Source organism: Pseudomonas sp. GW823-FHT03E05 (assembly GCF_058796855.1).
On sequence record NZ_JBXAJB010000004.1, the window covers coordinates 627,887 to 640,178 of the forward strand.

15 protein-coding genes, 1 pseudogene and 1 riboswitch are annotated in these 12,292 nt (G+C 62.0%); of the genes and pseudogenes, 7 read left to right on the plus strand and 9 right to left on the minus strand.

Annotated elements, in window-relative coordinates; genetic code table 11:
* Positions 1-46 precede the first annotated feature (46 nt).
* Positions 47-170: riboswitch (yybP-ykoY riboswitch) on the plus strand.
* A gap of 91 nt (positions 171-261) precedes the next feature.
* Positions 262-846 carry a TMEM165/GDT1 family protein gene (locus tag AC1RCO_RS19805; RefSeq protein WP_011063370.1) on the plus strand — a complete coding sequence of 195 codons (585 nt, stop codon included), beginning with the start codon at positions 262-264 and terminating at the stop codon, positions 844-846.
* Positions 847-931: 85 nt separating this feature from the next.
* On the opposite strand, the gene AC1RCO_RS19810 is transcribed toward AC1RCO_RS19805, so the two are convergent.
* Positions 932-1,750 carry a M48 family metallopeptidase gene (locus tag AC1RCO_RS19810; RefSeq protein ID WP_011063371.1) on the minus strand — a complete coding sequence of 273 codons (819 nt, stop codon included), beginning with the start codon at positions 1,748-1,750 and terminating at the stop codon, positions 932-934.
* 1,362 nt (positions 1,751-3,112) lie between these two features.
* Between AC1RCO_RS19810 and AC1RCO_RS19815 the strand changes: the two are divergent.
* Both AC1RCO_RS19815 and AC1RCO_RS19820 read left to right on the plus strand, forming a co-directional pair.
* Positions 3,113-3,310 (plus strand): annotated as a pseudogene (locus AC1RCO_RS19815) (HAMP domain-containing protein); the annotation flags it as partial.
* Positions 3,311-3,421: 111 nt separating this feature from the next.
* Positions 3,422-4,165, plus strand: a complete 744-nt coding sequence (locus AC1RCO_RS19820) for a methyl-accepting chemotaxis protein (RefSeq protein WP_370059449.1) — start codon at positions 3,422-3,424, stop codon at positions 4,163-4,165.
* 115 nt (positions 4,166-4,280) lie between these two features.
* Here the strand turns inward: AC1RCO_RS19820 and AC1RCO_RS19825 are convergent, their stop codons facing one another.
* From AC1RCO_RS19825 to AC1RCO_RS19835, 3 genes are read right to left on the minus strand one after another with little or no spacing between them, the layout of a single operon-like run.
* On the minus strand, positions 4,281-4,901 hold the full coding sequence (locus AC1RCO_RS19825; protein WP_492617964.1) for an SOS response-associated peptidase: 621 nt from the start codon (positions 4,899-4,901) through the stop codon (positions 4,281-4,283).
* 35 nt (positions 4,902-4,936) lie between these two features.
* Positions 4,937-5,197, minus strand: coding sequence for a putative signal transducing protein (locus tag AC1RCO_RS19830; RefSeq protein WP_492617965.1), 261 nt, complete (start codon positions 5,195-5,197; stop codon positions 4,937-4,939).
* A 16-nt stretch (positions 5,198-5,213) separates the two neighbouring features.
* Positions 5,214-5,396, minus strand: coding sequence for a CPXCG motif-containing cysteine-rich protein (locus tag AC1RCO_RS19835; RefSeq protein WP_011063375.1), 183 nt, complete (start codon positions 5,394-5,396; stop codon positions 5,214-5,216).
* Between the two features lie 140 nt (positions 5,397-5,536).
* Here AC1RCO_RS19835 and AC1RCO_RS19840 point away from each other — a divergent pair, with 140 nt between their 5' ends.
* On the plus strand, positions 5,537-6,703 hold the full coding sequence (locus AC1RCO_RS19840; RefSeq protein WP_015636954.1) for a 1-acyl-sn-glycerol-3-phosphate acyltransferase: 1,167 nt from the start codon (positions 5,537-5,539) through the stop codon (positions 6,701-6,703).
* Between the two features lie 66 nt (positions 6,704-6,769).
* Here AC1RCO_RS19840 and AC1RCO_RS19845 read toward each other — a convergent pair whose 3' ends face one another.
* A complete protein-coding gene (locus AC1RCO_RS19845; RefSeq protein ID WP_015636955.1) occupies positions 6,770-7,057 on the minus strand; it encodes a hypothetical protein in 288 nt (95 codons plus the stop codon).
* Positions 7,058-7,246: 189 nt separating this feature from the next.
* On the opposite strand from AC1RCO_RS19845, the gene AC1RCO_RS19850 reads away from it, so the two are divergent.
* Complete coding sequence (locus tag AC1RCO_RS19850) at positions 7,247-7,453, plus strand: hypothetical protein (protein ID WP_011063378.1); 207 nt, start codon at positions 7,247-7,249, stop codon at positions 7,451-7,453.
* Between the two features lie 88 nt (positions 7,454-7,541).
* On the opposite strand, the gene AC1RCO_RS19855 is transcribed toward AC1RCO_RS19850, so the two are convergent.
* On the minus strand, positions 7,542-8,126 hold the full coding sequence (locus AC1RCO_RS19855; protein ID WP_011063379.1) for a YajG family lipoprotein: 585 nt from the start codon (positions 8,124-8,126) through the stop codon (positions 7,542-7,544).
* A 206-nt stretch (positions 8,127-8,332) separates the two neighbouring features.
* On the opposite strand from AC1RCO_RS19855, the gene AC1RCO_RS19860 reads away from it, so the two are divergent.
* Entirely contained in the window at positions 8,333-8,566 is a 234-nt protein-coding gene (locus AC1RCO_RS19860) for a hypothetical protein (RefSeq protein WP_283990447.1), read from the plus strand.
* Between the two features lie 735 nt (positions 8,567-9,301).
* Positions 9,302-10,813, plus strand: coding sequence for a malate dehydrogenase (quinone) (gene mqo, locus AC1RCO_RS19865; RefSeq protein ID WP_258611159.1), 1,512 nt, complete (start codon positions 9,302-9,304; stop codon positions 10,811-10,813).
* A gap of 67 nt (positions 10,814-10,880) precedes the next feature.
* Here the strand turns inward: mqo and AC1RCO_RS19870 are convergent, their stop codons facing one another.
* The 3 genes from AC1RCO_RS19870 to AC1RCO_RS19880 all read right to left on the minus strand — a co-directional run bounded on the left by AC1RCO_RS19870 (position 10,881) and on the right by AC1RCO_RS19880 (position 12,290).
* Positions 10,881-11,168: a PA4642 family protein gene (locus AC1RCO_RS19870; RefSeq protein ID WP_011063382.1), complete on the minus strand. Its 288-nt coding sequence runs from the start codon at positions 11,166-11,168 to the stop codon at positions 10,881-10,883.
* 63 nt (positions 11,169-11,231) lie between these two features.
* Positions 11,232-11,717, minus strand: a complete 486-nt coding sequence (locus AC1RCO_RS19875) for a hypothetical protein (protein WP_011063383.1) — start codon at positions 11,715-11,717, stop codon at positions 11,232-11,234.
* A 99-nt stretch (positions 11,718-11,816) separates the two neighbouring features.
* Positions 11,817-12,290, minus strand: coding sequence for a WbuC family cupin fold metalloprotein (locus AC1RCO_RS19880; RefSeq protein ID WP_320335547.1), 474 nt, complete (start codon positions 12,288-12,290; stop codon positions 11,817-11,819).
* Between the last annotated feature and the right edge of the window lie 2 nt (positions 12,291-12,292).

Sequence of the window (12,292 nt, forward strand, 5' to 3'; positions counted from 1 at the left end):
TTTTTCGCAAACAAGGCTTGCCGAAAGGGTTTTGCCTAGGCAGAATCCGCTCCGTCCTAGGGGAGTAGTCTCCCACGAGCGCCACGCTCGTCCGGCATGCGTCAACATACTTGGTCAACAGACCATGGCGCATGCGACCCAAGAGTCCGCACAGACGGACCGCAGGGTTTGACAAGACCTATGACACGCACACCTTACCCGGGGCGGGAAGGCTGTACGTGTCATAGCCGTGTCGACCCGCCCCTTAGGAAAACCCTGATGATGCTGGATTCTCTCCTCGTTCCCACCGCAATCGTTGCCTTGGCCGAAATCGGCGACAAGACGCAACTGCTTGCCCTGATTCTCGCCGCACGTTTTCGCAAACCCTGGCCGATCATCGCCGGCATCGTTGCCGCGACCCTGGCCAACCATGCGGCGGCCGGTGCGGTAGGCGCCTGGTTCGGCAGCTTCTTCTCGGACTCGACCCTGCACTGGATCCTCGCCGCCAGCTTCACCGCCACCGCGCTGTGGACCCTGGTTCCGGACAAGATGGACGACGACGAAGCCAATACTGCACGCAAGTTCGGCCCATTCCTGACCACCCTGATCGCCTTCTTCCTGGCAGAAATCGGTGACAAGACCCAGGTCGCCACCGTCATGCTGGCGGCGCAGTACCCGGATCTGTGGCTGGTGATCATCGGTACCACCCTGGGCATGCTGATTGCCAACGTACCGGTGGTCCTGGCAGGCAACTTCGCCGCAGACAAGCTGCCCCTGACCCTGATCCGTCGCCTGGCGGCGTCGGCCTTCTTCATCCTCGCCGTGGTGGCGGTGTACAAGGCCATGCAGATCAGCGGCTGGGTATAAACGAAATCGCCGGCAAGCTGGCCCCTACACAACCCGTAGGAGCCGGCTTGCCGGCGATAGCGTCATCGACAATGACGCGAAGGGATCAGGACTTCTTGGCGGCCTGATACAGCGGCATCACCTTGGGAATCGCCGCCTGCAAGGAAGCGATACGGCTGGTGGAAGCCGGGTGAGTGCTCATGAACTCGGGCGGCGCGGAGCCACCGGCAGCCTGGCCCATCTTGTTCCACAGGCTGATGGCCGCATTCGGGTTGTAACCGGCACGGGCGGCCAGTTCCAGGCCGATCAGGTCCGCTTCGTTTTCATTCTCGCGGCTGTTGGGCAGGGTCATCAGCAGGTTCACCCCGTTGTCGCCCAGGGCTACGGTTTCCTGCGGAACGCCGAACAAGGTGGCGATCTGCTTGCCGGCACCGACCGCGTACTGCTTGGACATGGCTTCGCGACCGTGCTCGCGCAGGGCGTGGGCAATTTCATGGCCCATGACCGCGGCGATTTCATCGTCGGTGAGTTTGAGCTTCTCGATCAGCCCGGAGTAGAAAATGATCTTGCCGCCAGGACCGCAGTTGGCGTTGAGCTCGTCGCTCTTGATCAGGTTGACTTCCCATTTCCACTGCGCGCAGTCGGGGCGGAAAGTCGGCGCCTGGGCAATCAGGCGGTTGGCAATGACCTGCAGGCGCTTGGCGTTGGCGCTGGTCTTGTCCAGTACGCCCTGGCTGCTAGCTTCACCCAGAGTCTGCTGATAGGACTGGGCATAGGACTGGTTCACTTCAGCGCTGGAAACCATGCTGAACATGGATTGCTTGCGATCCACACCGACCACGCCACCGCTGGTGGTATTGACCGTTTCACAACCGCTGAGCAGTACTGCGGCACTCAATGCACATACGACCAATGACTTCTTCATCATGAAACCTCCCTGAAAACGTGGCGCGTATCCTAAGGGCGGAAATGTATCCGCGCCAGATGTAAAAACAGCAATCGGTCGCATTTCAGATACATATCTGCCTTGCAGGAGAAAATTCATTCCTCCCGCAAATCCCGCCCGGGGTACCCCCACAGCTTGCCAAGAACGACATCAAGCTCCCTGAAACAGTCATTTTTCCGTGTAAGGCTAATGGCCAGCGCTGCAGCGGCCGATACAGCTCGGCAGACCTAAATTCCTGCGCCCGGAGCCTCTATGAAGTTCAAGTCGATCCAGTTTTCCGTCGCCGCCCTGGCCGGCGCCATCGTTCTCAGCGTGGTTGCAGCCCTGGTGCTGTACGCCCTGTTCTCCGGGGCCAGGACCCAGCAGATGGTGCAAGACCGTACCCAGGCCCAGTTCGAACAGGTCATCGAACAACGCCTGAGCGGCCTGGCGCAGACCCAGGTCAGCCAGATCCAGCGCGAACTGGAAGCGCCCCTGCTGATCGCCGGCGGCCTGGTGCGGGTCAATGCGCTGATGGGCACCCAGGACTCGCAAGGCCATGCCGGGCTGAGCCTGAGCCGTGAACAGCTGATTGCCCTGATCAAGGAAAACGTCACCCAGAACCCGAAGATCCTCGGTGCGTACATTGGCTGGGAACCCGGCGCCATCGACCATGACGACGCTGCCTACATAGGCACCTCGGTGGTGGGTATCGATGCAGCAAACGGCCGCTTCCTGCCCTGGTGGTTCCGCAATGAAGACGGCAGCCTGGGCCTGGACAAACTGGCCGACGTCAATGATCGAACCCTGCTTTCCACCGGCGTGCGCGCCAGCGAGTACTACCTCTGCTCCCAGGACAGCCTAAAGCCTTGCGCCATCGACCCCGCTCCCTACAAGGTCGGCGACAAGGTGGTGATGCTGGCCTCCTTTATTCAGCCGATCCTGCTCAACGGCAAGTTCCAGGGCATCGTGGGTGCCGACCTGTCAGTGAACTTCATCCAGGACATGCTGGTGGGCGCCAACCAGAAGCTCTACGGCGGCGCCGGGCACATGGCCCTGATCGGCGGCAACGGTCGCCTGGTCGCCTATACCAAGGACTCGAGCAAGTTCGGTGAAAAAGTCAGCGACGTGCTCAGCAGTGATGCACTGACCAAGCTGTCCAGCCTCAAGCGCGGCGAAGTGACCTACGACGTCGACCAGGCCAACGGCACCATCAGCCTGTACCTGCCCTTCGGCATCGGCCAGACCGATGCGCACTGGACCCTGATGCTGCAACTGCCGCTGAGTGCGGTGATGGCCGACCTCGACAAACTGCAAGGTGACCTGGCCGAACAACGCAAGGCCGACACCTTCGGCATGGCCATGGTCGGGCTGGTGATTGCCGGCCTCGGCTTGCTGGTGATCTGGCTGGTGGGCCACGGCATTGCCCGGCCGCTGCGGCAGATGGTGGCAATGCTCGACGACATCGCTCAGGGCGAAGGCGACCTGACCCGACGCCTGACCAGCGATCGCGCTGACGAGCTGGGCTCCATCGCCAAAGGCTTCAACACCTTTTTGGCCAAGCTGCAGGCGATGATCAGCCAAGTGGTGACCTCGGTTCAGAGCGTCAGCGATTCTTCGGAACACACCGCAGACATCGCCATTCGCACCAACCAGGGCGTGCACAAGCAAATGGTTGAAATCGATCAGGTAGCCACCGCGGTGCACGAAATGACCGCCACCGCCCAGGACGTCGCGCGCAATGCCACCCAGGCCGCGCAAGCCGCCAGCCACGCCGACCAGGCCGCGAGCCAGGGCATGCAGATCGTGCGCGACACCTCCAGCGCCATCGGCGCCCTGGCCGAGGAAATCGGCCGTGCGGTGGGCGTGGTGCAGACCCTTGCCAAGGACAGCGAGAACATCAACGCCATCCTCATCGCCATTCGCGGGATTGCCGAGCAGACCAACCTGCTGGCGCTCAACGCGGCAATCGAGGCGGCGCGGGCCGGCGAGCAAGGCAGGGGCTTTGCGGTGGTTGCCGACGAGGTGCGCAACCTGGCGCAGAAAACCCAGCAGGCCACCGAAGAAATCCAGTCGATGATCCAGCAACTGCAACAGGGCACCCGGGAAGTGGTACGGGTGATGGAGGACAGCCAGCACAAGACCGACCAGAGTGTGGAACACGCGGCCAAGGCGGCCCAGGCCCTGGAAACCATCACCCAGGCGGTGTCGGTGATCAACGACATGAACACCCAGATCGCCAGCGCCGCCGAGGAGCAGAGCGCGGTGGCCGAGGACATCAACCGCAATGTGATCAATATCGGCCAGGTGGCCAATGAAGTGGCGGGCGGCGCCGATGAGTCCAGTGCGGCCAGCGCCGGGCTGACCAAGCTCGCCGAACAGCAACGACGCCTGATCAACCAGTTCAAAGTCTAATCACGGACCTGTAGGAGCCGGCTTGCCGGCGAAAGCGATCCTGGCTTGGGCAGCAAACCAGGGGGCCTCTTCGCTGGCAAGCCAGCTCCTGCAGCCAGCTCCTGCAGTTGATGCTTCAGACGGGGGTCAGGCACTCGGGGCCGTTGAGCTTGGGGTCATTGACCAGGTTGGCCAGGACCCGCTCGCGCAGGGCTGCCGGCGGGCTGGCCAGCAAGGCTTGCAGGGCATGCAAGGGGGTTTCGGGATCGAGCCAGGCTTGCTGGCCGGCGGCATCGAGGATCAGCGGGCGACGCAGATTGGAAGCCGCCTGGGTTACCACTGCAGTGCTCAGCCAGACCTGCTCCTGCACCGGGTAGGCCTCCCATATCGCGGCAAAAAAGATCGACGAACCTTCCCCCGGCGTCAGCCAGTAGGGGCGCTTGCGGGTGCCGCCGCGCCATTCGTAGAAACCATTGGCCGGCAGCAGGCAGCGCCGCTCGCGAAAGGCCTGGCGAAACATCGGCTGCTCCGCCAGGGTTTCCGCCCGGGCATGGGCGGGCGTCCGGGAAAGGTCCGTGAGCCACGGCGGTGTCAGCCCCCAGCGGGCCCGGGCCAGGGTGCGCTGGCCATTTTCCGCGCGCTGGATCAGCACCGAATCATTGGGCGAGATGTTCCACTGCGCCTTCTGGTCGGCGGGAAATCCCGGCAAGGCGGCAAACGCGGGGTTCCAGCGAAACAGGGCATAACGTCCACACATGGGGCAATACAACTCTCGGCAAATCGGCGCTCAGCCTAACAGACCAGCACCCCGGCAAAATTGTCCGGTTCATCAAAGGGCAACGGCAGGGCCGCATTGTACGCAGCGATCAGCTCTCGCGCCTGTTGCGCCTGGTGGTTTTCCACCGACAGCCCCAGCAGCCCGAACAGCGGCAGCTCCCCTGCCCCGCCCAACAGATCGCGCCCCTGCAGATGGGCCTCGATCCCCTCGCTGGCCAGCATGCACTGGAGCAACTCGCCTTCCTGCAGGTTTTCCGGCTCGTAGATGCGCTGCATAAGGGCCACTCCCCATTCAGTCGTTTTCACTGTGAACGTCGAGCATCCATTCCCGACCGTCGGTTTGCAGGGTGAATACAATGGGCCGGCAGCACACCGGGCAGTCTTCGATATAGGTCTGGTCGCCGCCAGACAGGTCCAGCACCGCCTCCGCCTGTTCGCCACAGTAAGGGCACTGATAATGGTCGGTTTCCAGCATCGCCGTCTCCAGAGTGACTTATGCGTATAATCGCCGGTCTATTTGCAGGGCTTTTTTTGTTTGAGCTGAATTTTCAGACCGTGCCCGGCTTTTTTTCGATCCGAACCTTTTCTTACCCTAGCCGTTTCTAACAAGAGAGCATGATGGGCGAATTCGATGCCATCCGACCTTACCACGACAGCGAAGTACCAGCGGTGCTGGCCCGGCTGCTCGGTGACAAGGCGTTTCTAGATATCCTCACCCACTTTCGCTTCCCGCGTTTTGCCAAGACTTTCGGCTGGCTGCTCAAACCCCTGATCGCTCACCGCCTGCGCCGTGAGTTTGCCGGGGTCACTTCGGTGGCCACCCTGCAGGACAAGGTCGAATTCTACGTCGACCACACCATCGAGCGGGCCACCGACGGCGTGACCTACACCGGCGTCGAGCAGTTCAAGTCGGGCACCGCCTATGTGTTCCTGGCCAACCACCGCGACATCGTCATGGACCCGGCCTTCGTCAACTACGCGGTGTACCACGCCGGCCTGCCGACGCCACGCATCGCCATTGGCGACAACCTGCTGCAGAAGCCGTTTGTCAGCGACCTGATGCGCCTGAACAAGAGTTTCATCGTGCACCGTTCCATCAGCGGTCGCCGGGAAAAGCTCGCGGCCTACCAGCTGCTGTCGGCCTATATCAACCACTCGATCCGCAACGACGGCCAGTCGATCTGGATCGCCCAGGCCGAGGGCCGGGCCAAGGATGGCGACGATCGCACCGAGTCGGCGATCCTCAAGATGTTCCACATGAGCCGCAAGGACGAGCCGTTCGGCGAGGTCATCCAGTCGTTGAACCTGACACCGGTGTCCATCAGCTACGAATACGACCCCTGCGACCAGGCCAAGGCCCGCGAGCTGTACATCCGCGCCACCACCGGCACCTATACCAAGGCACCAGGCGAGGATGACGTGAGCATCGCCAAGGGCATCACCGGCTATAAAGGCCGGGTCCACGTGAACTTCGCCGCGCCCATCAGCGAATCCTTCGAGGACACCAAGCAACTGGCCATGGAAATGGACCGGCAGATCCTCGGCGGCTACCGCCTGTTCCCGGTGCACTACCTGGCCTATGCCCAGTGGAGCGATGCCGATCCACAACTGCAGGTGCCAACGGCCGCCGAGGTCTTCCCGGCCCAGGAGCTGGCCAAGGCCGAACAGGAGTGGCAGCGCCGGCTGGATGCCTGCCCGGCAGAACACCGGCCGTACCTGGTACTGCAATACGCCAATCCGGTGCGCAACCAGTATCGGGTCAAGGCCGGTCTGGCGCTGTAACGGCCGGACTGGAAAGCACAACGGCGCCTGCGGGCGCCGTTGTCGTTTCTGCAACCTGGGGGTTGATCAGAACCGGGTGCTGATCCAGGACACCAGCAACGCCAGGCCAAGGCAGGCGAAGCCGAAGCGGTAGAAAAACCTATTGATGCGCAAGGTTGCGGGATCCAGCATCAGCAGCGGCTGATCCACCGCCCGTCCCTCGCTCTGCACGGCCAGATTGGCCAGGGCCCGCAGTTCACGACGGCGGGTGGCGTGCAGCAGCCAGCTGCCTGGGCAGGCGAACAGCAGGGCAAGCAGGTTGATCAGTTTGGCGGGATGGGCGTTGAACATCGACCAGATCAGTTGCAGCGACATCATGAACCTCGGAGGAAAGCCGTATACGGGCCGTCGAGTGCACCCGCGGCGCGGATTCTACTCAATCCCCGACAAAACGCGGGGGGCTTTCCGACCAGTAACGAGACGCCGGTCCATTAATTTAAAGCGTCATCTTTTCGTCATCTAAACAAGCCAGTCTGTCGCCCCTCGAAACCCACGGAGCTTGTCATGCTGCACGCCGAAAACCAGGACCGCCTTTACCTGATCGCCCCCAGTGAAGAACAGCAGGCGCTGGTGGGCGCCCTGGCGTTCAACGTGCAGGACCGGCACTGGCTGGTGTATTGCGCCCTGGGCGGGCACCAGCACGCGGACCTGCCGGAAACAGACCTGCTGACGGGCGTCAGCATGCTGGACTTCTACGTCGAGGCGGCCTGATCCGCGCCCATAAAAAAGCCCGGCGCGCCATCAGGCAGCCGGGCTTTTTCGTTGCTTGGCCAGGGCTCAAACCCCGGCCAGGCGCGGGTTACTCGCCGAGGATCTGGCCCACGGTCGGATCCTTGAACAGGCGGGTCAGGGCATCGCTGAGCACATCACCCACCAGCTTGGTATTGGTGTCCTGGTTCGGCGCCATGCCGAAACGCTGGTCCAGGGAAGCACCGTAACGGCCGCTGTAACGACGGTTGGCGTTCTGCACATCCGAGCGGAAGGTGGCACCGATGGTGGCCTCGGTCACGTACAGGCCTTCTTTAGGCGACTGGTACTTGAGCTCGGCCAGGGTCACGGTCAACTGAGGGGCGTTGGCGCCACCGGCGGTCGGGGTAAAGCCCAGCAGGCGCACTGCGGCTTCGGCCTGGGCCTGCAGCTTGGGCAGGATCTGCGCGCTCTGCACGGTGATGGCACTGGTTTCCGGGTACAGGCCGCCACGGGTGCCCAGGGTCGGCGAAGGACGTCCATCAACCACTTTCACCACCACCGGCTGGCCATGGCCGACAGGCGCCAGCTGGGCAGTGAGCTTGGGCTCCGGGCTGAGTTGTTGCGGGCTGTGGGCGCAACCCACCAGCGACAGGCTGGTCACAGTGATCAAACCGAACAACAGGCGTTGCAACATGCTCATCTCTCCAGGAATCAGGCACAAACAGGCCCGCAGTATAGCGGTGCACAAGGACGGCAAACCAGCGCCAGGCATGACTTAGTCAAGACTCAGACAGGTCCCGTACAACCGGGTTCCTGTAACCTGCCGTTCACTGGCAATACATCATGATGTAACGGCTCAAGGGCATTCTTATCGTCAATGACACACTCAGGTACCTGGTCATGAACTTCATCCGCTCCCTGTTCGCCCCGCGTCAACAGTTTCGCAGCTTCGCCCTGCTGGACAGCCAGGGACGTTGCCAGGCCTTCAAGCACTGCCTGCTGGCCCCGGTAGGCGATGGCTGGGTGGAAATCCAGGAAATTCGCCTGAACTGGTTGCACCAGGCGCTGCCCGCCAGCGCCCGGGTCAGCCCGCGCTGCGCTCGCTCCCGGGTGCAACCGATACTGGCCACCTGACCAAAAGCCTAATAAAAGTCGCGAAACAGGATCATTTCTGCGCATTTCTTCGTTACAATCTCCCCCCGATTATAAGGACGTCTCCTGATCGGGCCTCGCAGTACCGCCAACGCCACTGCTTTGGCACCCCGCACCGCCCACAGAGAGCCGCCCACACAGTTCGAGTGAAGCTGGCGTGCTTGCTGTTCACCTTGCAAACCTCCACTTTTCGCGAAACTGCAGAGCTGCCGTTGCTCGGCCACTTAAAGCTGTTTGCCCGTCGTGCCCGCATCCTTTGCCGGCATCACCGCGCGGGCCAGGTGCCAGGCTGAGGCAGCCCTTTTTTGAGGTTCACGTCTTCAAAAGAGCGTGAAAAAACGGGTTTTCACAACTTCACAAGAGTGTGGCGAGCAAATGAATAGTTTTGCGTCTGAACTGGCACCATTGGCCTCTACAACAGCCCGATTACACAGGACCGAGCACTCCTCAAGAACTGGTGCTTGAAGCCTGTCCGCTGACGGATTTGGTTGCACGAGCGGATGTATCGACCATAAGTCGAATTGCCCGAGGCTCCCCGAGATGCGTTCATACGCACCTTGAGGCCCGGTTGGCAGCGTCCGTGGTAGTTGCAAAAAATTGCGAAGATTCGGACATGGCGATCCTGGCCATGGGTAACCTGGGGCATTACGTGAACCGCCCCGTCACTCCTGGCAGCCATGCCGTCAATTTGGTGCTGCAGATTTTGGAGACGCGTTAATGGCGCATAACGAAGCAGTAGACGTCGTATTGGTCGGGGCCGGCATCATGAGTGCCACCCTTGCTGTACTGCTCAAAGAGCTCGACCCCGCGATCAAGCTGGAAGTCGTCGAGCTGATGGATTCGGGTGCCGCGGAAAGTTCCAACCCGTGGAACAACGCCGGTACCGGCCATGCCGGCCTCTGTGAGCTGAACTACACGCCACAGGCCGCCGATGGCAGCATCGACATCAAGAAAGCCGTGCACATCAACACCCAGTTCGAGGTGTCGAAGCAGTTCTGGTCCTACCTGACCAAGAAAGGCACCTTCGGCTCGTCCAAGTCCTTCATCAGCCCCGTGCCGCACCTGAGCTTCGTACAGGGCGAAAAAGGCGTTTCCTTCCTCAAGAAGCGCTTTGAAGTACTGAGCCAGCACCATGCCTTCGCGGACATGGAATACACCGAAGACAAGGCCAAGATGGCCGAGTGGATGCCGCTGATGATGCCGGGCCGCCCAGCGGACGAAACCATCGCCGCCACTCGCGTGCTCAACGGTACCGACGTCAACTTCGGCGCCCTGACCAACCAGTTGCTCAAGCACCTGACCAGCGCTCCCGATGCCCAGGTCAAGTACTGCAAGCGTGTCACTGGCCTCAAGCGCAACAAGGCCAACGGCTGGACCGTGAGCATCAAGGACGTCAACAGCGGCAGTACCCGCGAAGTCGACGCCAAGTTCGTGTTCCTCGGCGCCGGTGGCGCGGCCCTGCCCCTGCTGCAGGCCTCGGGCATCGAGGAGAGCAAGGGCTTCGGCGGTTTCCCGGTGAGCGGCCAGTGGCTGCGTTGCGACAACCCGGAAGTGGTCAAGCAGCACCAGGCCAAGGTCTACAGCCAGGCGGCCGTGGGCTCGCCACCGATGTCCGTGCCGCACCTGGACACCCGCGTGGTCGAAGGCAAGAAGTCCCTGCTGTTCGGGCCTTATGCCGGCTTTACCACCAAGTTCCTCAAGCACGGCTCGTTCCTCGACCTGCCGATGTCGGTACGCGCCGGCAACATCGGCCCGATGCTGGCCGTGGCCCGGGACAACATGGACCTGACCAAGTACCTGGTCAGCGAAGTCATGCAGTCCATGGAGCAGCGCCTGGAATCCCTGCGCCGCTTCTACCCCGAGGCCAAGGCCGAGGACTGGCGCCTGGAGGTGGCCGGCCAGCGGGTGCAGATCATCAAGAAGGATCCGAAGAAAGGCGGCATCCTGCAGTTCGGTACCGAACTGGTGGCCGCCAAGGACGGCTCTCTGGCCGCCCTGCTCGGCGCCTCGCCAGGTGCCTCGGTGACCGTTTCGATCATGCTGGAGCTGATCGAGCGCTGCTTCCCGGCCAAGGCCAGCGGCGAATGGGCTGCCAAGCTCAAGGAAATCTTCCCGGCACGGGAAAAGGTCCTGGAAACCGACGCAACGCTGTACCACCAGATCAACAGCGAAAACAACCTGAGCCTGGAGCTGGTCGAGCCAAGCAAGGAAACCGAAAGCTGCACCTGATCCGCGCTGAATGAAAAACGCCCCGTCCTTCGCAGGACGGGGCGTTTTTTTATGCCTGGCGAGAAGATCAGCCGCGGGCGTTGTCCATCAGCTCGATGTAGTCGGCGGCGTTGCGCTGATCGCGGATCAGGTCGACGAAGGTCTGGCCGTGCTCATCCTTGCCATCCAGGTCGAAACCGGCTTCGACGAAGAAGGTCAGGAAGCGTTCGAAATCATCGATGCGCAGGCCACGATAGGCCTTGATCAGCTTGTGCAGGGACGGCGAAGTTGCATCGACCGGCTCGAAATCGAGGAACAACTTGATCTGCTCGTCGCTGATCTCGTCACCAATCACTTGTTTCTTATCTTTACGCATTGCCGACTCCAGCTCGCAGACATTTCACGGGGCGGGCAGTTTACCCCCAGCCCGCATATGGCCTCAACGCGAACGCACGCTGCCGGTATGCAGGTCAGCCCAGATGTGCCCGTTGGCATAGCTGAGGAACTGGCAATACACCGTGTCGTTGCGCAACAGGTCCATCACCGCACGGTACTGGGCCAGCGGGTAATACAGGGTCAGGGTCCGGGTCTTGGCATCGAACTGCGGCTTTTTCAGGCTTTTGCTTTCACCGTCGAAGTTCACCAGCACCTGGCTGATGGTGGCGCCCTTGTTCAACGGCTTGCCCTTGAGCCGCACCCACACTGGCGAAGTCACGGGAATCGGTTGCTGGTTCGATTGGCGCTGGCTGCCGATCACCACCGAATACTCGGTGACCTGCAACAACTGCTGCTGTTGCGGGACGCTGTCGCGCAGGGTCAGATCATCGGGAGGCAGGAACTGCCCGTGCAAGGGGGCCGGGGCGGCTGCCAGGGGCAGGCTCAAGCACAGAAGAAGGGCCGCGCTACTGCGAATCAACAGGCTCATGACAGGCTCCAGACAAGGGCCGAGCACTCTAGCACGGGTTTTTACCGCAAATCTTGCACCGTTACCGACGGTAGGCCGCTGTCACGGGCGCGGGCCTGTTCAGTCGAACTGGGCGCGCATCCAGGCCTGGTATTCGGCCACGCCGGGCTCGCCTTCACGGGGCGCCCAACTGGCCTGCTCACCCTCGCCCACTGGGCGATAAGGGCCGGCCTTGCATTCGAACATCAGGCTGTCGGGCTCCAGCACCACCAGGCCGTGGAAAACCCCGGCCGGCAAGTCCACACCGACGCAGTCGCCGCCGGCCTGCAGCACCCGCTTGCCCTGGACCTGGCCCGTTTCATCGAAAATCAGCACGCCCAGGCGCCCCTTGAGCACCAGCAGGGTCTCGGCCTTGTCAGCACTCAGGTGGCGATGCGGCGGAACATAAGTGGAGGGTTGCAGCCCCACCGCCATGCGGTGGCAAGGCTCTTCCATGGCATGGAAGTTGTGGTGCTGACGACCGCGGGGGTTGGCCGCGGCTTTCTCAGCCAGGTCGCTGAACAACGCTTGATCGAGAAAGCTCGGCCCGGTCATCG